At 64.7% G+C, this 18,210-nt stretch carries 17 protein-coding genes; 7 read left to right on the top strand and 10 right to left on the bottom strand.

Annotated elements, in window-relative coordinates:
• Positions 1 to 3: 3 nt before the first annotated feature.
• Positions 4 to 1,743: a type IV-A pilus assembly ATPase PilB gene (gene pilB / locus ACSQ3N_RS05700; protein WP_056161261.1), complete on the bottom strand. Its 1,740-nt coding sequence runs from the start codon at positions 1,741 to 1,743 to the stop codon at positions 4 to 6.
• Positions 1,744 to 1,977: 234 nt separating this feature from the next.
• A complete protein-coding gene (locus tag ACSQ3N_RS05705) occupies positions 1,978 to 2,907 on the bottom strand; it encodes a polyprenyl synthetase family protein (protein WP_436147924.1) in 930 nt (309 codons plus the stop codon).
• A 226-nt stretch (positions 2,908 to 3,133) separates the two neighbouring features.
• Between ACSQ3N_RS05705 and rplU the strand changes: the two genes are divergently transcribed.
• From rplU to proB, 4 genes are all read left to right on the top strand, one after another.
• Complete coding sequence (rplU, locus tag ACSQ3N_RS05710) at positions 3,134 to 3,445, top strand: 50S ribosomal protein L21 (RefSeq protein ID WP_056162434.1); 312 nt, start codon at positions 3,134 to 3,136, stop codon at positions 3,443 to 3,445.
• Positions 3,446 to 3,461: 16 nt separating this feature from the next.
• Positions 3,462 to 3,722 (top strand): 50S ribosomal protein L27, encoded by a 261-nt coding sequence (gene rpmA / locus ACSQ3N_RS05715; protein WP_056161262.1) that lies wholly within the window; start codon positions 3,462 to 3,464, stop codon positions 3,720 to 3,722.
• Positions 3,723 to 3,907: 185 nt separating this feature from the next.
• Positions 3,908 to 4,978: an Obg family GTPase CgtA gene (cgtA, locus tag ACSQ3N_RS05720; protein ID WP_056161265.1), complete on the top strand. Its 1,071-nt coding sequence runs from the start codon at positions 3,908 to 3,910 to the stop codon at positions 4,976 to 4,978.
• Between the two features lie 109 nt (positions 4,979 to 5,087).
• A complete protein-coding gene (gene proB / locus ACSQ3N_RS05725; RefSeq protein WP_436145793.1) occupies positions 5,088 to 6,239 on the top strand; it encodes a glutamate 5-kinase in 1,152 nt (383 codons plus the stop codon).
• A 274-nt stretch (positions 6,240 to 6,513) separates the two neighbouring features.
• Here proB and ACSQ3N_RS05730 read toward each other — a convergent pair whose 3' ends face one another.
• Positions 6,514 to 7,191 carry an RNA pyrophosphohydrolase gene (locus ACSQ3N_RS05730; RefSeq protein ID WP_056161269.1) on the bottom strand — a complete coding sequence of 226 codons (678 nt, stop codon included), beginning with the start codon at positions 7,189 to 7,191 and terminating at the stop codon, positions 6,514 to 6,516.
• Between the two features lie 90 nt (positions 7,192 to 7,281).
• On the opposite strand from ACSQ3N_RS05730, the gene ACSQ3N_RS05735 reads away from it, so the two are divergent.
• Together ACSQ3N_RS05735 and ACSQ3N_RS05740 are read left to right on the top strand one after the other, a co-directional pair.
• Positions 7,282 to 9,027: a proline--tRNA ligase gene (locus ACSQ3N_RS05735; protein ID WP_436145794.1), complete on the top strand. Its 1,746-nt coding sequence runs from the start codon at positions 7,282 to 7,284 to the stop codon at positions 9,025 to 9,027.
• A gap of 131 nt (positions 9,028 to 9,158) precedes the next feature.
• The gene (locus tag ACSQ3N_RS05740; RefSeq protein ID WP_235507234.1) at positions 9,159 to 9,782 is read left to right on the top strand and encodes a lytic transglycosylase domain-containing protein; all 624 of its coding nucleotides are present in this window, start codon (positions 9,159 to 9,161) and stop codon (positions 9,780 to 9,782) included.
• Between the two features lie 249 nt (positions 9,783 to 10,031).
• Here the strand turns inward: ACSQ3N_RS05740 and ACSQ3N_RS05745 are convergent, their stop codons facing one another.
• The 7 genes from ACSQ3N_RS05745 to hemA form a co-directional block, all read right to left on the bottom strand.
• Positions 10,032 to 11,411 (bottom strand): hemolysin family protein, encoded by a 1,380-nt coding sequence (locus ACSQ3N_RS05745; RefSeq protein ID WP_056161274.1) that lies wholly within the window; start codon positions 11,409 to 11,411, stop codon positions 10,032 to 10,034.
• Between the two features lie 230 nt (positions 11,412 to 11,641).
• On the bottom strand, positions 11,642 to 12,649 hold the full coding sequence (locus ACSQ3N_RS05750; protein WP_436145795.1) for an AAA family ATPase: 1,008 nt from the start codon (positions 12,647 to 12,649) through the stop codon (positions 11,642 to 11,644).
• Between the two features lie 244 nt (positions 12,650 to 12,893).
• On the bottom strand, positions 12,894 to 13,217 hold the full coding sequence (gene grxD, locus ACSQ3N_RS05755) for a Grx4 family monothiol glutaredoxin (RefSeq protein ID WP_436145796.1): 324 nt from the start codon (positions 13,215 to 13,217) through the stop codon (positions 12,894 to 12,896).
• Positions 13,218 to 13,288: 71 nt separating this feature from the next.
• Positions 13,289 to 13,996, bottom strand: coding sequence for a DUF3053 family protein (locus ACSQ3N_RS05760; RefSeq protein WP_436145797.1), 708 nt, complete (start codon positions 13,994 to 13,996; stop codon positions 13,289 to 13,291).
• 310 nt (positions 13,997 to 14,306) lie between these two features.
• Positions 14,307 to 15,137, bottom strand: a complete 831-nt coding sequence (gene prmC / locus ACSQ3N_RS05765; protein ID WP_436145798.1) for a peptide chain release factor N(5)-glutamine methyltransferase — start codon at positions 15,135 to 15,137, stop codon at positions 14,307 to 14,309.
• 185 nt (positions 15,138 to 15,322) lie between these two features.
• Positions 15,323 to 16,408: a peptide chain release factor 1 gene (gene prfA / locus ACSQ3N_RS05770; RefSeq protein WP_056415509.1), complete on the bottom strand. Its 1,086-nt coding sequence runs from the start codon at positions 16,406 to 16,408 to the stop codon at positions 15,323 to 15,325.
• Between the two features lie 117 nt (positions 16,409 to 16,525).
• Positions 16,526 to 17,845, bottom strand: a complete 1,320-nt coding sequence (gene hemA / locus ACSQ3N_RS05775; RefSeq protein ID WP_436145799.1) for a glutamyl-tRNA reductase — start codon at positions 17,843 to 17,845, stop codon at positions 16,526 to 16,528.
• A 72-nt stretch (positions 17,846 to 17,917) separates the two neighbouring features.
• Between hemA and ACSQ3N_RS05780 the strand changes: the two genes are divergently transcribed.
• On the top strand, positions 17,918 to 18,193 hold the full coding sequence (locus ACSQ3N_RS05780) for a hypothetical protein (RefSeq protein ID WP_436145800.1): 276 nt from the start codon (positions 17,918 to 17,920) through the stop codon (positions 18,191 to 18,193).
• The last annotated feature ends 17 nt before the right edge of the window (positions 18,194 to 18,210 follow it).

The raw sequence follows: 18,210 nt of genomic DNA on the forward strand, positions 1-18,210 counted from the left end.
CTCTTATTCATTGGTGACAGCAAGGACCTCTTCCACAGACGTGAAGCCCAACTTTGCCTTGTTCAGGCCGGAAGCGCGCAGAGATCGAACTCCCTCAAGTTTTGCCTGCTCTGCGATTTCCAATGCACTCCCATCACGCAAAATAATGCGTTGGAGATCCTCTGTGATCGGCATCACTTGATATATACCAACGCGGCCTTTGTAGCCATTGTTGCAGGCAGAGCAACCCACCGGACGGTAAGTTACCCAAGAACCATCGAGGTCCTCTTCAGGGTATCCTGCTTCCACCATAGCCTCATGGGGTATGTCAGCAGGGGCCTTGCATACGGGGCACAGTCGGCGCGCAAGACGCTGCGCGGTGATCAATATCACGCTGGATGCAATATTGAACGGCGCAATGCCCATATTGCGCATCCGTGTCAATGTGGTCGGTGCATCATTGGTATGTAGCGTAGACAACACCAAGTGACCGGTTTGTGCGGCTTTGATGGAAATATCAGCGGTTTCCAGGTCGCGAATTTCACCCACCATGATGATGTCTGGATCTTGGCGCAGGAATGATTTAAGTGCTACTGCAAAGGTGAGGCCTGCCTTGTCGTTGACATTCACCTGATTCACGCCGGGAAGGTTGATTTCTGAAGGGTCTTCTGCGGTCGCGATGTTAACCCCGGGTTTATTCAGCAGATTCAAGCAGGTGTAGAGAGAAACCGTTTTGCCGGAACCTGTAGGGCCGGTCACCAGAATCATGCCGTACGGACGGCTGATGGCTTGCAGCAGACGCTCCTTCTCTTCGGGTTCATAACCCAAGGCATCGATACCCAGCTTCGCGCTGCTGGGGTCGAGAATACGGATCACGATCTTCTCGCCAAACAAAGTGGGCAGTGTGCTGACCCGAAAATCGATGACACGGTCTGGACCGACCTTGAGTTTCATTTTTCCATCTTGAGGCACCCGTTTTTCAGAGATGTCCAATCGGGATATCACCTTGATACGGGAGGCGAGCTTGTCCTTGATGGCAATGGGAGGCGATGCAATTTCTCGCAATTCACCGTCGATGCGGAATCTCACACGGTATTGGTGTTCGTATGGTTCAAAATGCAAGTCGGACGCTCGCATATTGAAAGCGTCCAGCAACATTTTATGCAGAAACTTGACGATGGGGGCGTCTTCAACGTCCCCGGCACCTGAATCATTGTTTTCTGGAGCTTCTTCAATCGGGACATCGTCAAATTCAAAGTCGCCTCCTGTGGAGTTCATTGCATCCAATGACTCACCGGCAGACTTAGAGCTTGCCTCCACAAGTTTGCTGATCTTGTCATACTCAGCAATAATCCAATCCACCCCCATCTGGGTCGTGAATTTGATTTTCTCTGCAGCTTCCTGGTCCGTAGGGTCAGCAGTCGCAACGATCAATCGGTTATTGCGTTTACTGAGAACGACCACCCGATATGCCTGGCAAATCTTGGGATCAAGCAGTTCCTTGGGAAGGCGCAAGGGGTCGATCGCCTCCAGATCCAGCAGGGGGGCGCCAAAAACGGCGGACACGGTGTGTGCCAGATCGGTGGCGGACACCGCCCCCGAACCCGTCAGCTCGGCAATAAAACTTGTCCGGCTGATTTGTGATTTTTTGTAAATGTCCTCGGCGAGCTTCTGGGTCAGTTTGCCCGCAGAGATTAACGCCCGCCCCAGTCCGGGAAGGGCTACCGCAGAAGCTTCTTTGGGGGCAGTATCAACAGCGGCCATGTAACCGGGGGATGTGTTAGGTTTGGAAAAGAAACCATCCTATCATCGCTGATCGTGTACAGGGTGTACAGCGCCGGGTATTGGCAACAGCGCCACAGAAAGGGCGCTCATTTACAAATCAAAAGCAGAGACCCGGCTGCAGGATTCGATCGTCAGGTGCCACGCCACGAGCGTGGTGCTTGCCAGGCCCGGTCAGCCCACGCCCCCCGTGCACACCGGAAGGCGCGTGTCGCGTCAATTTCTGCGTGCCAGCAGCTGTGCCGCCAGCTCCAGCAGCCCCGCTGTGTACGCATTGCCGGGCAGTTGCTCGGCGGCAGCGATGGCGCGTCGCGCTTCGGCGAACGCTGCAGCGCGGGTAACGTCCAGAGCGCCTGTGTCTCGAACAATCTGCACCACCTCGGCAAGTCGCTCGGTCGATCCTTCTTCGATGGCCTCGCGGACGACGTTCGCTTGCGCTGCGGTGCCGCGCTGCATGGCGGCGATCAGTGGCAGTGTGGACTTGCCTTCGCGCAGGTCGTCACCGAGATTTTTCCCCATCTCCTCGGCGTCGCCGTCGTAGTCCAGGACATCATCGATGATCTGGAAGGCGGTTCCGAGCGCCTGTCCATAGGTGGCACACGTCTCCTCGATGACAGGGGTGCTGTCGGCCAGCACGGCGCCCAAACGGGCGCTGGCTTCGAACAGCTTGGCAGTCTTGGACCGGATGACGCGCAGATAGCCCGCTTCGTCCAGCGAGGCGTCGTGCATGTTCATCAGCTGCAGCACTTCGCCCTCGGCGATCACATTGGTGGCCTCGGAGAGGATTTCCATGATGCGCATGCTGCCGGCCTCGACCATCATCTGGAAGGAGCGCGTGTGCAGAAAATCGCCCACCAGCACGCTGGCAGGGTTGCCGAAAGTCTCGTTGGCCGTGGCGCGGCCCCGGCGAAGGGTCGATGCGTCCACGACATCGTCGTGCAGCAAGGTGGCGGTGTGGATCAGCTCCACCACGGCGGCCAGGCTGTGGCGGTGCTCGCCCCGGTAGCCGAGTGCGCCGCACACCATGAGCAGCAGAGCAGGCCGCAGGCGTTTGCCCCCCGCGGCGATGATGTAGTGGGAAATCTGGGCCACCAGGGGGACGCTGGATGTCAGTCGCTGGCCGATGACCTTGTCGACCTCGTGCATGTCTTGTGCAACGAGCAGGAGGGGGGAGGCTGCGGAGGCGGTGTTGTCAGTCAAGATGGTGGCCACAGAAAGTGCCCGGATTATAGGAAGGACGCGGGACGCCTCTGCGCGGGGTGAGGCGTGTCTGACACCGCGACGGCGCAGGGGCTGGCGCTTTTTGGTGCAGTGCGCTATACTCGCTGGCTCTGCGGAAATCCGTCTGCAGAACTCATATCAAGAGGTCATCATGTACGCGGTCATAAAAACCGGCGGCAAGCAGTATCGCGTTGCTTCCGGCGAAAAAATTAAAGTAGAACAGATTGCTGCGGACGTAGGCCAGGAGATCGTGATCGATCAGGTTTTGGCTGTCGGCAACGGCGCTGAACTCAAGGTTGGCACACCCCTGGTGTCCGGCGCAACCGTGGTAGCCACTGTCGTGGCCCACGGCAAGCACGACAAGGTTCGCATCTTCAAGATGCGCCGTCGTAAGCACTATCAGAAGCGCCAAGGCCATCGTCAGCAGTTCACTGAACTGCAAATCGGTGCGATTGCTGGTTAATCCAAGGAGCTAAGTCATGGCACAGAAAAAAGGCGGCGGCTCTACGCGAAACGGGCGTGACTCCAAGCCAAAGATGCTGGGTGTCAAGGCCTCCGGTGGTGAACTGATCAGCGCTGGTTCGATCATCGTGCGCCAACGCGGCACGCGTTTCCACCCCGGCGACAATGTCGGCGTGGGCAAGGACCACACACTGTTTGCTCTGATCGACGGCCACGTGTCGTTCGGCACCAAGGGCGCAATGTCCAAGAAGACGGTCAATGTGACTGCTGCTGCCTGAGGTTCTCCTCTGGCAACCATCGAAGCCCCGCCTGGTCGGGGCTTTGTTATTTGGTCTGTACGATAGTGGCCTACCGCTGGCTGCGACCGCAGGCCGCACCTGAACGGGGTGTCTTTGCTGCCCAGCAAACGTGGCAGGCCGATGGGGTCTGCCGGCGCCGCCTCCTTCTGTAAACTGGATATCCCATGAAGTTCGTCGACGAAGCCTTTATTGACATTGCTGCCGGTGATGGCGGCAATGGCTGCGTGTCTTTCCGGCACGAGAAATACAAGGAATTCGGCGGCCCTAACGGGGGCGACGGCGGACGTGGGGGCCATGTGTTCGCCGTGGCGGACCCGAACCTCAACACCCTGGTGGACTACCGCTACTCGCGCCGGCACGAAGCCAAGCGCGGCGAGCACGGCATGGGCTCCGACATGTTCGGTGCCGCAGGCTCCGACATCACCTTGAAGATGCCGGTCGGCACCATCATCACCGATGCGGAAACGGGTGAGGTGCTGTACGAGCTGCTCAATCCGGGCGACGTGATCACCATTGCCAAAGGCGGCGACGGCGGCTTTGGCAACCTGCGCTTCAAAAGCGCCATCAACCGCGCGCCGCGGCAAAAGACGCCCGGCTGGCCGGGTGAGAAGAAGAACCTCAAGCTCGAATTGAAGGTGCTGGCCGATGTGGGTTTGTTGGGCATGCCCAACGCCGGCAAGTCGACCTTCATCACGGCGGTCTCCAATGCCCGGCCCAAGATTGCCGACTACCCCTTCACCACGCTGCATCCCAACCTGGGCGTGGTGCGCGTGGGTCCTGAGCAGAGCTTTGTGGTCGCGGATATCCCGGGCCTGATCGAAGGCGCGTCCGAAGGCGCGGGCCTGGGGCACCAGTTCCTGCGCCATCTGCAGCGCACGCGCCTGCTGTTGCACATCGTGGACCTAGCACCGTTCGACGATGCTGTCGACCCGGTGGCGCAGGCCAAGGCGATCGTGAACGAGCTCAAGAAGTACGACCAGAAGCTCTACAACAAGCCGCGCTGGCTGGTGCTGAACAAGCTGGACATGGTGCCCACGGAAGAGCGCGAGGCCCGGGTGAAGGACTTCGTGAAGCGCTTCAAGTGGAAGGGGCCGGTCTTCGAGATTTCGGCCCTGACGCGCGAGGGTTGCGAGCCGCTGATCCATGCGATCTTCCGCCATGTGCAGTCCGAGCAGCGCATCGAGAACGAGCCGGTGGAAGTCGATCCACGCTTTGCGGGTGACGCCCCTCAGTAAATCGAGAAGGCGCGGAACGCGCATTCGAGCGCCGGTTTTGGGTTGCTATCTATTTCATAGCTTCTGCCGCTTGCAGGACAAGCGGTAGGGGCCAAAAACACAATGAAAAATGGTCTCCAGCGTATTGCGTGATGCCCGCCGCATCGTGGTCAAGGTCGGCTCCAGCCTTGTGACCAACGAAGGCCGTGGCCTGGACGAGGCTGCGATTGGCGAGTGGAGCCGCCAGCTTGCGGCCCTGGTGCGGGGCGATGGCGGTGCGCCGCGCGAGGTCATCATGGTCTCCAGCGGCGCCATTGCTGAGGGCATGAAGCGCCTGGGCTGGACCACGCGGCCGCACGAGGTGCACGAGCTGCAGGCGGCCGCTGCTGTCGGCCAGATGGGCTTGGCGCAGATGTACGAGACCAAGCTGCGCGAACAGGGCATCGGCAGCGCGCAGGTGCTGCTCACCCACGCCGACCTGGCCGACAGGGAGCGGTACCTGAACGCCCGGTCCACCCTGCTGACGCTGCTGCGCCTGGGCGTGGTGCCGGTCATCAACGAGAACGACACGGTCGTCAACGACGAGATCAAGTTCGGCGACAACGACACCCTGGGTGCGCTGGTGGCCAACCTGGTGGAGGCCGACGCGCTGATCATCCTCACCGACCAGAAGGGCCTGTACACCGCCGACCCGCGCCGCGACCCCGCGGCGCAGTTCGTGCACGAGGCGAAGGCCGGGGACCTGGCGCTGGAGGCCATGGCCGGCGGCGCGGGCTCCAGCATTGGCCGGGGCGGCATGATCACCAAGATTCTCGCGGCCAAGCGGGCGGCAGGCTCGGGCGCCTCCACCGTCATCGCGTGGGGCCGCGAGCCCGACGTGCTGGTGCGGCTCGTTAGCGGCGATGCCCTGGGCACGCTGCTGGTGGCGCAGACGCAAAAGAAGCAGGCCCGCAAGCAATGGATGGCCGACCACCTGCAGATGCGCGGCGCCGTGGTGGTGGACGCCGGTGCGGCCGCCAAGGTGCGCGACGAGGGCAAGAGCCTGCTGCCCATCGGCATGGTGTCGGTAGAAGGCCACTTCTCGCGCGGAGACGTCATTGCCGTGCGCGACGCGTCCGGCGTGGAGATCGCTCGGGGGCTGGCCAACTACGCCGCGGCCGAGGCACGCTTGCTGTGCCGCAAGCCGTCGAGCGAGTTCGAGAAGCTGCTGGGCTATGTGGCCGAAGCGGAAATGGTGCACCGCGACAACCTAGTGCTGGCGGCCGCCCCGCTCGCTCGCTGATTCTGATCCTGCGCCGCTCTGGCGTACCTGATCGCCCAACTGGCACCCTGCGGTCGCGAACCGTGTTGGATTTGCGACGGTGCTGACACTGAGGCTCCAAGGCCCCGAGATATTGATATCTGGCAGTTCTGAGGCGCTGAAGGTGTACGCGAACGCGGTGCAACTACCCTGCTGCTAGCCCCACCAACAAAAATGCCTGCATGGATATGCAGGCATTTTTTGTTTCAGCTTACCGCTTCACCAAAGTGCAGCAGTCCGCGCAGCAATCAATCAGTCACCGCGGTGCCGTAGTCACCGGACCCGGCGGTAGCGCATCCAGCTCCGCCGGCATGCTGTTTTGCGGGTCCGGGTCGAAACTCGCCCCAGGCGGCAGTTCCATGCCCGGGTTGAGCAGCATCGAGCCCGTGCGAAACATCGCCCCCGCATGCTCGCCCTCGCGGGTGCGCATGCCGCTGCGCAGATACCGGTTGCGCTGTTCGTGGCGCGGCAGGTAGCGGGCCAGTTCCGTCAGCGCCATTTCGTAGACGCCGCGTTTGAACTCGACCACCACATCCAGTGGCACCCAATAGTCGTTCCAGCGCCAGGCGTCGAACTCCGGGTGGTTGGTTGCACGCAGGTTCAAGTCCCAGTCGTGGCCCATCAGTTGCAGCAGGTACCAGATTTGTTTCTGCCCTTTGTAGTGTCCGCGCGCATCGCGGCGTATGTACCGGTCAGGCACCTCGTAGCGCAACCAGTCCCGGGTGCGGGCCACCACGCGCACGTGATTGGGCAATAATCCCACCTCTTCGTGCAGTTCTCGAAACATGGCCTGCTCGGGGGTTTCGCCCCGGTCAATGCCGCCCTGCGGGAACTGCCAGCTGTGGGTGCGTATGCGCTTGCCCCAGAACACCTGGTTCTTCTGGTTGAGCAGGATGATGCCGACGTTCGGCCGAAAGCCGTCCCGGTCAAGCATAATCAAACCCCAATTTTTAAACTGTGTCCATTATGCACGGCGCCTAGCGTGCGGCAAGTGGGCTGCTCCCTTCTGCCCGAAATCGATCCGATGAAAGCCTCCCAGTTCTTTATTTCCACCTTGAAGGAAGCTCCGGCGGATGCCGAAGTGGTCAGCCACAAGCTCATGACGCGGGCGGGCATGATCAAGAAGCTCGGCGCGGGTATCTACAACTACATGCCGATGGGCCTTCGGGTGATCCGCAAGGTCGAGGCGATCGTGCGCGAAGAGATGAACCGCGCGGGCGCCGTGGAGCTGACCATGCCGGTGGTGCAGCCTGCCGAGTTCTGGCAGGAGACGGGCCGGTTCGACAAGATGGGCCCCGAGCTGCTGCGCATCCAGGACCGCCATGGCCGCGACTTCGTCGTGCAGCCCACCAGCGAAGAAGTGGTCACTGACATCGCCCGCCAGGAGCTCAAGAGCTACAAGCAGTTGCCCAAGAACTTCTACCAGATCCAGACCAAGTTCCGGGACGAGCGCCGTCCGCGCTTCGGCCTGATGCGTGGGCGTGAATTCATCATGAAGGACGCCTACAGCTTCGACAAGGACCAGACAGCCGCCAAGGCCAGCTACCAGGTCATGGCCAAGGCCTACCGTCAGATCTTCGACCGCTTCGGCCTGACCTACCGTGCCGTGGCCGCCGACAGCGGCGCCATCGGGGGTGACCTGTCCGAAGAGTTCCAGGTGATCGCCGCCACCGGCGAAGACGCCATCGTCTACTGCCCCGCCAGCGACTACGCGGCCAACATGGAAAAGGCCGAGGCGCTGGCGCCTGCCGGCCCCCGCCCCGCGCCTGCCAAGGCGATGGAAAAGACGCCCACGCCCGGCAAGGCCACCTGCGCTGACGTGGCCGAGCTGCTGGGTGTGCCGCTCAAGACCACGGTGAAGTCGCTGGTGCTGGCCACCGACGAAACCAACGACGCCGGCGAGATCGTCAAGAGCCAGGTCTGGCTGCTGCTGCTGCGCGGCGACCACGACATGAACGAGATCAAGGTCTCCAAGGTGCCGGGGCTGGAGGCCAACTTCCGCTTCGCCACGCTCACCGAGATCGAAGAGCACTTCGGCTGCAAGCCCGGCTACCTGGGTCCCATCGGTTTGAAGAAGCCCTTGAAGATCGTGGCAGACCGCGATGTCGCTGTCATGGCCGACTGGATCTGCGGCGCCAACGAGGTGGACTTCCACATCACCGGCGTGAACTGGGGCCGCGACCTGCCCGAGCCCGACGCCATTGCCGACATCCGCAACGTCGTGGCGGGCGACCTGTCGCCCGACGGCAAGGGCGAGCTGGCCATCGAGCGCGGCATCGAGGTGGGCCACGTGTTCTACCTGGGCACCAAGTACAGCAAGGGCATGAACGCCACGTTTCTGGGCGACGACGGCAAGCCGGCGTTCTTCGAGATGGGCTGCTACGGCATCGGCGTCACGCGCCTGCCTGCGGCGGCCATCGAGCAGAACCACGACGAGCGCGGCATCATCTGGCCCGACGCGATTGCGCCGTTCACCCTGGTCATCTGCCCCGTGGGCATGGACCGCAGCGAGGCCGTCAAGGCCACGGCCGAACAGCTTTATGCCGACCTGCTGGCGGCCGGTGTGGACGTGATCCTGGACGACCGCGGCGAGCGCCCCGGCGCCATGTTCGCCGACTGGGAATTGATCGGTGTGCCGCACCGCGTGACCATCGGGGACAAGAGCCTCAAGGAAGGCGTGGTCGAGTACCAGCACCGCCGCGATACGGCGGCCACCAAGGTGGCTGTGGCAGACATACTGGCCCACGTGAAGGGCCGCATGGCTCCATGAACCCGCGTTGGGTTGTCGATGCTGACGGCCTGCGCACCCCTGCAGAGGGGCTGTCGCAGGGCTTGTGCCAGGACGTGCCTCAAAACGTGTCTCAGAGCGTGCCGCAGGGTCTGTCGCGCCGTGGCTGGCTGATGGCGGCCTCGTCCCTGGCGGCGCCGGCAGGATGGCTGGCGGCGCCACAGGTGGCGCATGCGGGCGGGCAGCTGGAAGAGCCGCTCATGGACTCGGTGCGCAGCGCGCTCAGCTCGGCCATCGCCAACCACGCGCCGCCTGAGCCCGAGTTCTTCACCACCGAGGCCCGCATCCACTACCTGCGCTGGCTGGGCACCATGAGCGACCGGCTGCGCCGCCGCAAGCCTGAGTGGGAGATCCGCCGCGATTTTCTGCAGACCGTCTGGTACGAGTCCAAACGCGCGGGCCTGGATGTGTCGCTGGTGCTGGGCCTGGTGCAGGTCGAGAGCGCGTTTCGCAAGTTTGCCGTGTCCAGCGTGGGCGCGCGTGGCTACATGCAGGTCATGCCGTTCTGGACGCGCGTGATCGGCGACGGCGATGCCGGCAAGCTGTTCCACATGCAGACCAACCTGCGCTTTGGCTGCGTGATCCTGCGCCACTACGTGGACCGCGAGCGCGGCGACCTGTTCATGGCCCTGGGCCGCTACAACGGCAGCCGTGGGCGCTCGCCGTACCCGGATGCGGTGTTCGGCGCGCAGCGCAATTGGCTGTTCGGCGAAAAGCCGCAGCTGCCTGCGGGTTGAGCATCTGTGGAAAGTGGCCGGTGGTGGAGCTGGTTTATCGGGCTGGTGGACCCCGGACGATGATCGTTGGTCGTTGATCGTTGACAGCGGACTCACTACAAACTGGTTGCTATCGTATTTGTAGCTGCTGGCGCTTGCCTATCAAGCGGTAGCGGTCGATTTGATATCAATCCGGTCTGCCCAGCCGACTTGCGCACACCACGCCACACCCAAGGCCACCACGGTAGGACCGCACAAGCCTGCCGAGAACTACCTCACCGCCGCCGTCGATCCGCCATCCGCCTTGGCCGCGACCGGCGTTGCTGCCGGTGCCGACGCCAGGCTGGCATCGGCCTGCGGCACCCCCAGGCGCGACACCATCACCTGATCGATGCGGTAGCTGTCCACGTCCAACACTTCAAACTTGTAGCCGCCCCAGCTCACGCTGTCGGTGCGGCGCGGCACGCGGCGCAGCATCACCATCAAGAAGCCGGCCAGCGTCTCGTATTCGTCGGCATGGGGCAGCTCGTCGAGCGACAGCGCGTGCAGCACGTCCTGCACCGGCGTCACGCCGTCGATGAGCCACGAGTTTTCATCGCGGCGCACGATCTGCTCCTCGTCCGCCGGGCCCACCACCAGGTCGCCCATCACCGTGCTCATCACATCATTGAGGGTGACCACGCCCACCACCAGGCTGTACTCATTCACGATCAGCGCGAAATCCTCGTGCACCTGGCGGAACTGCTCCAGCACCTCGGACAGCGTGAGCCGGTCAGGCACGATGAGCACCTTGCGCACCAGGCTGTCGTCCGCCAGCGAGATGGGCTGGTTGTTCAGCACGCGCTGGAACAGGTCCTTCGCGTCCACATAGCCCACCACATGGTCGATGTCGCCCTCGCACACCGGGTAGGTCGAAAACGGCTCGGCCGCAATGCGCAGGCGGATGACGGAGTCGGGTTCGTCGCGCAGAAAAAACGCGATGCGGTCGCGCGGCGACATGGCGCTCGAGACCATGCGGGTATCGAGCTCGAACACATTGGTGATGACCTGCTGCTCGCGCGCCGCCAGCACCCCCGCGCGGGCGCCTGCTTCCATCATGGCCAGGATGTCGTCGGAGGTGATGCGATCATCCCGCAGCGACGACAGGCCCAGCACCCGAAACAGCGCATCCGCGCTGCGGCTGTACAGCCACACCACCGGGCGCAGCAGCGTCATGCACCACGCCATGGGCTGCGCCAGGCGCACCACCATGCGCTCCGGCTCGGCCATGCCCAGGCGCTTGGGGAACAGGTCGGCAAACAGGATGAACAGCGATGTGATGACCGCGAACGACGCCAGGAACCCGGTGGTCTGCGCCGTCTTGTCCGAGAACCACAGCTCGAAGAGTGCGGTGAAGTGCGGGCTCAGTGCCCCCTCGCCGACGATACCGCCCAGGATGGCCACCGCGTTCTGCCCCACCTGCACCACCGTGAAGTAGTCGCCCGGCTGCTCCTGCATGCGCAGCACGCGGTCGGCCCGCGAATCTCCTTCGTCCGCCATCTGCCGCAGCCGCAGCCGGCGTGCGGCCGCCAGCGAAATTTCGGCCATGGAAAAGAAGGCGCTGGCTGCAATCAGCAGCCCGATCACGAAGAGGCTTTGGGACAGGGTCATGGGAGGGAAAGGGTGGCGCACGGCTCGGCGCTGCGGCCATCCGAGTGTATCTGCGCGCCCTGCAGGCGAAAACCCGTAGCTGCGCACGCAGCGCACGCCGCGAACGCATCGACTGCAGCACGCTCAGTAGCGCACGTGTGCGGCTTCACCCAGGCCCCTATAGAGCACGCACCCGTCTGCGGCCGCGCGGCCCTGCAGCGCGGCCGCAGCGCGTTCAGTGCCTCCGCCTGCTACTGCATGAACCCGATGCGGTTGCGTGAGGCGGCGGCCCGGGGCATGTCGGCGACCTCGACCGTGGAGCGGCGGTCCAGCCGGGCGTTGCCAAAGCCGGTCATCAGCGCGCGGCGCATTTCGCGCGGCGGCATCTGGGCCAGGTGGTCCAGTACGTCGGCCTGTGGTTCGGGGTCGAGCAGCCGGCCCCAGTCGTGGCCGTTGCGGATGCCGGCGTACAGGATATTTGCGATGGTGCGCGCCTGGTCCAGCGTGGGGGCCTCCACCTCGAACACATTCATGCGGTTCAGGATGGGGTCCGGGATGCCGCGCGTGTCGTTGGCGGTGGTGATCCAGATCACCTGGCTGGCATCGATGGCCACCTCGGCGAACTCGTCGGTAAAGCTCTGGGCCGTGTCGTGCTCCAGCAGACTGTACAGCGCGCCCAGCGGGTCGTACTGCGCGTCTGCGGCGGCCTTGTCGATTTCGTCCACCACGATGACGGGGTTGGCGTATTCGCCCTCCACCAGGGCTTCGAACACCTTGCCGGGGCGGGCACCCTTCCACTGCGCGGACGAGCCCGACAGCAGCCAGCCTGCGGTCATGGAGCTCATCGGCAGCAGGTTCATGCCCGTGCCCAGCAGCGCGGCCAAGTGGCGCGCAAAGTGCGTCTTGCCGATGCCGGGCGGGCCCAGCAGCAGCATGGGCGTGACCTCCAGGCCGTCGCTGCTGTCCTGGGCCAGTGCAACGTGACGCCGCACATCGTCCAGCACTTCGGTGAAGTTGGGCAGCTGCTCGTACAGGCTGGCCATGTCGGGCACGCCCGACGGCTTGACTTGAAAGCGCTCGGGTCCGCGCTCCAGCATGCGTTCGTACACGGTGCGCAGGGTTTCGTACTCGCGCTGGTTGCCGGACTCCTGCAGCCGTGCGAGCTTGCGCTCGACGTCGCCGGGGTGGAACACATTGCGCATCTGGGCCACCGGCAAGCGCAGGGCGGGTGGCTGGGGAACAAGGCTATGGCTGGTCATTGCATGCTCCTTCGTGATGTGGGTCACGCAATCATTCAAGCACACAACATGCCCGCCGCAGCACCGGATAAGCCCCTGATCGGTGCGCTTGTTACCAGCGCTGTTGTTGCCACGCAAAAACCGGGCAGCCCTTGCAGTGATTGGCCAAGCAAAAAGCCGCCCGAAGGCGGCCTGTGCCGGCAGTGCGCAAGGGCATGCCGCGGTGGTGGCCGGTGCGGCGCCGAAGAAGGCGCCGCCGGGGTTGTCAGCCCTCGGTGCCCAGCACCTGCTTGAGCTCGCCCGACTCGTACATCTCCATCATGATGTCCGAGCCGCCGATGAACTCGCCCTTGACGTACAGCTGCGGGATGGTGGGCCAGTTGCTGTATTCCTTGATGCCCTGGCGGATTTCCTCGTCTTCCAGCACGTTCACCGTGATCAGGCTCTTGGTGTCCACGCCGCTGGCTTTGAGGATCTGGATGGCCCGGCCGGAGAAGCCGCACATGGGGAAGCTGGCGTTGCCCTTCATGAAGAGCAGGACCTCGCTGGATTTGACGAGGGCGTCGATGCGTTGTTGGGTGTCGCTCATGGGATGTCCGTTAGGTTGAGGCGCAGATGGGCTGCATTATCCCAGTTTGACGGCGGAGTCGCGCGCCCGCGTCAGCCTGCCAACTTTCGCAGTGCGGTTTCCATTTTGGCCACTGCCGCCGCTTCGGTCTCCAGCTTCTTGAGCAGCACGTTGACCTTGTCCAGGCTGGCCTGCGTCGTGGCCTGCACGTTGGAGCCCACGAACGACACTTCCTTGGGGTTTTGCTCCACGTAGGTCACCAGCTCCATGGTGGCGGCCAGCATGCCCTGGGTGGCCGGCAGCAACTGCAGCATCAGCGCGGCCAGCTGCGTGACGAGCTTGTCGAACGCCGCGTCGTACACCACCCGCAGGTCGTCCGGCTGGGTCAGCGCCTTCTTCGCCGCGTTCGCGCGGTCCAGGCGCGCCTGCACTTCCTGCTGCGCCTGGGGCAGGTGCGCCAGCAGTTCGTTGACCTGGGTGCGCTTGGCAATCAACTGCGGCAGCGTGCGCGTGTTCTGCAGCGCGGTCATCATGCGCGTCAGCGGGGCCTCGTTCATCTCCTGGTTGAAGGCGGTGATGATGTCGTAGTGCGCCGCGTACGCACCGAACGCCTTGCGTTGCTGCTCGTTCAGCTTGGGCACGGCCGCGCGCTGGGTGTTGAGCACGCGGGTCTGCAGGAATTCGATGAACGCCTTGCGCTCGCCGGGCTCGGCGCTGCACCCGTTCAAGGTCAGGGCGGCACCCAGGGAGAGGGCGCCCAGTCGGGTCAGGGCTGCGCGGCGGGAGGCGATGTCAAGCATGGTGTCTCGCAAATGAAACCGGCCCGGAATGCGGGCCGCAGAATGTATGGGAAGGTGGCTGGGAGTGCCGTCAGGCAAGCAGGCACTCGGTGCGGTGGCGTAGCCCCGGCATCCAGTACCCCTTCGGTGCGAATGAGGCAGCACGAAGTTGCGATGTGGGGGCCGGTGATTATTGAATCGACCGCGCCCGGTGGGCGGACCTCGTTTGTAACCATTGGTGGCCGGCGGTGGCCGGCGGTGGCTGGACGGGGTTATGGGCGGCAGGCAGGGCCGCGCTCCATCCACGGCCGCCGCCAGGCCTCCCCCGTCACTACATCCAGCGCCCGCCCGAGCAGCGCTCGATGCCCGCCAGGTCCTGCCGGCTGCTGACCGCGGCGAAGCCCGCTGCGCGCAGCAGATCGCGCACTACCTCGGCCTGGTCATACCCGTGCTCCAGCAGCAGCCAGCCACCCGCCACCAGATGCGCTGGCGCCTGGGTCACGATGGTCCGGATGTCCTCCAGCCCGTCTGCGCCGCTGGCCAGGGCCTGCAGGGGCTCGTGGGTCAGGGCGGCCAGGTGCGGGTCCTCTGCGGCGATGTAGGGCGGGTTGGAGACGATGGCGTCGAACACCACGCTGTCCAGGCCGGCCATCCAGTTGCCCTGCCGGAAGTGCACGGGCAGGCCCAGCCGGGTGGCGTTGGCCTGCGCCACGGCCAGGGCGTCGCTGCTGGCGTCCACCGCCAGCACCTGGGCGGTGGGGCGTTGGCTTTGCAGGGCCAGAGCGATGGCGCCGCTGCCCGTGCCCAGGTCCGCCAGCCGCGGTGCGGTCAGTGGGGCGATCAGCTCCAGGGCCCAGTCCACCAGCGTTTCGGTGTCGGGGCGCGGGTCCAGCACCCGGGCGTCCACCTGCAGCGCCAGGCCGTAGAACTCCTTGCGGCCGGTGAGGTACGCCACGGGCTCGCCCGCCACGCGGCGCTGGCACAGGGCGATGAATTGCGCCTGCACGGCGTCATCGAGCCCATCGGTGTCGTGCGCCAGCAGCCAGGCGCGGCCGGCATCGGGGCGGCCCAGCGCGTGCAGCAGCAGCAGTTGGGCGTCGATGCGGGCTAGGCCCAGGGTGTGGGCTTGGGCCAGGGCCTGGGCCAGGGTGGGTGTGTTCACGATGGTGTTGATCGATGCTGGCGACGGAAAGCTATTCGGGCTGGACTTTTCAACGCAAACTGGCCGTTCGGGCTGAGCCTGTCGAAGCCTCGCGCCGCGCTTGGACAAGCTCAGCGGAACGGATGGATGAAGAAGGATGCAGAGCGTGGAATCCCATCCAGGCAGAGTGTCTGGATGCGTGTCGATCAGACAGCACTCAGCTCCAGCTCTTCCAGTTGCTCGGCCTCGCGCGCATGGGCCAGGGCCTGCAGCACGTCGGCCAGGTCGCCTTCCATCACGTACAGCAGCTTGTACAGCGTGAGGTTGATGCGGTGGTCCGTCAGCCGCCCCTGCGGAAAGTTGTACGTGCGGATGCGGTCGCTGCGGTCGCCGCTGCCGATCAGGCCCTTGCGCAGCGCGGCCTCCTTGGCGGCGCGCTCGCTGCGGTCCTTTTCTTGAATCCGCGCCTGCAGCACCTGCAGCGCCTTGGCCTTGTTGGCGTGCTGGCTGCGGCCGTCCTGGCACTCGGCCACGATGCCGGTGGGCAAGTGCACCACGCGCACGGCCGAATCCGTCTTGTTGATGTGCTGGCCGCCCGCGCCCGATGCGCGGAAGGTGTCGATGCGCAGGTCGGCCGGGTTGAGCTTGATGGCCTCGTGCTCGTCCGGCTCGGGCATCACGGCCACGGTGCAGGCGCTGGTGTGGATGCGGCCCTGCGTCTCGGTGGCGGGCACGCGCTGCACGCGGTGGCCGCCGGATTCGAACTTGAGCGCGCCGTATACGTGGTCCCCCTCGATGCGCAGCACGATCTCCTTGTAGCCACCCAGCTCGGCCGCGTTCTCGCTCACCACCTCCACCTTCCAGCCCACGTTGGCGGCGTAGCGGGTGTACATGCGCGTGAGGTCACCCGCGAACAGGGCCGACTCGTCGCCGCCCGTGCCCGCGCGGATTTCGACGAAGGCGTTGCGCGCGTCGTCCGGGTCCTTGGGCAACAGCAGGCGCTGCAGTTCGTCTTCGAGCTGCAGCAGTTCGGCTTCGGCCCCGGTGATTTCTTCCTGTGCCATCTCGGCCATGTCGGGGTCGGCCAGCATCTCGCGGGCGCCGGCCAGGTCGGCCTCGCGCTGCTGGTAGCGGGCGTAGCGGCCGGCAATCTGCGTGACTTCGGCATGCTCGCGCGAGATGGTGCGGTACTGCGCCATGTCGCTCATGATGTCCTCGCGCGAGAGCAGGAAGTCGAGTTCGCCCAGGCGCTGCGCATAGCGCTCCAGCTGGCTTCGGAGAAAGGGTTTCATGCGAGGAAGGTAAAAATGGGTTTGCTACTGATTTTGTAGCTGCTGGCGCTTGTCTATCAAGCGCTGAGGGCCGATTGGACTTGCAATCGGGGCGGGCTGTGCAGCGGGCGAGCGCCGCTACAACCCGTGGGGCGGCTTGGCTTGCGAGCGCAGGAACAGGCGCGAGACGGTCTGGGCCGTCTGGGCGCGCACCTCGGCGTCACCCGCCCGCAGCTCGGCCAGGGTGCCGTGCAGCATCTTTTGCGTGAGGCCGCGCGACAGCGCCTCCAGCACGGCGTCCACGTCCTCGCCCTTGGCCAGCAGCTTCTTGGCGCGTGCGATCTCCAGCGCGCGCCATTCGTCGGTCTGGGCGTTGAGCTGCTGGATCAGCGGCACCACGCCACCGGCCTCGCCCACGGGGCTGCGCAGCTCCATCCAGTGCATGAAGCTCTGCACGCCCGCGTCGATGATGGCTTCGGCCTGGGCCACGGCGGCCTGGCGGTTGGCCTGCGCCGTCTGCACCACGCTGGCCAGGTCGTCCACGGTGTACAGGTACACGTCGCCCAGGGCCTTGACCTCGGGCTCGATGTCGCGCGGCACGGCCAGGTCGACCATGAACATGGGGCGGTGGCGGCGCTTCTTGAGGGCGCGCTCCACGGCGCCCAGGCCGATGATGGGCAGGCTGCTGGCAGTGCAGCTGATGACGGCGTCGAACTCGTGCAGGCGCTCGGGCAGGTCGGCCAGGCGCATCACCTCGCCGCCGAAGCGGGTGGCGAGCTTTTCGCCGCGCTCGAGCGTGCGATTGGCAATGGCGATCTGCTTGGGGTTCTTGGCCGCGAAGTGCGTGGCGCACAGCTCGATCATCTCGCCCGCGCCCACGAACAGCACGCGGATCTTGGAGAGGTCTTCGAACAGCTGGCTGGCCAGCCGCACCGACGCGGCCGCCATGCTGATGCTGTGCGCGCCGATCTCGGTGCTGGTGCGCACCTCCTTCGCGACGGCAAAGCTGCGCTGGAACAGCTGGTTGAGCGTGGTGCCCAACGCGCCGGCGGTTTCGGCGGCGCGCACGGCGTCCTTCATCTGGCCCAGGATCTGCGCCTCGCCCAGCACCATCGAGTCGAGCCCGCTGGCCACGCGGAAGGCGTGGCGCGCGACCAGGCTGTCTTCCAGCGTGTAGGAGTGCGATCGCAGCAGTGCGGGGCTCACGCCGCCGCTTTGCGCCAGCCAGCCCAGCGTGTGGTCCAGCGCCGGGCCGGGCGTGGAGGTGGCGCAATAAATTTCGGTGCGGTTGCAGGTGGAGATGATGGCGGTCTCCACCCCCGGATGGCGGCTGGTGCCGCCCAGCGACTGGCGCAGGCCCTGCAGCGTGGGCTCGATCTGATCGAGCGCGAACGCGAACCTGCCGCGCAGGTCGAGGGGCGCGGTGGTGTGGTTGATCCCGAGGGCCCAGACTGCCATAGCCGCCAATTATAAAATTGTTGGCTGGTGTAAGCAGCGTTGCTTGCCAAAGCCTTGATTTGGGTCAATTCCATGGGTCCTCTCGACATCTTCAACCACACCCTCAATTTCATGGCGCCCGCCGCTGCGCTGGCGCTGGTGCTGGTGTTGTCTGGCCGGTTTTTCGGCGCCCCGGGCGGTGCGGCACTGGCGCGCTGGCGCCAGTTCGCCGTGGTTTTTGGGGTCGGCCTTGTGGTGCTGGGCGGCGGCCTGCTGGTGTGGGGCCGCGACGGAAAAATGCTGACCTATGCCGCTCTGGTGGTGGGTTGCGCGACCACGCAGTGGGTGCTGCTGCGCGGCTGGCGCTAAGGGCGCTCGCCAGGGGA

Source organism: Acidovorax sp. LjRoot194 (assembly GCF_964253015.1).
In the GTDB taxonomy this organism is placed as follows: Bacteria; Pseudomonadota; Gammaproteobacteria; order Burkholderiales; family Burkholderiaceae_C; genus Acidovorax.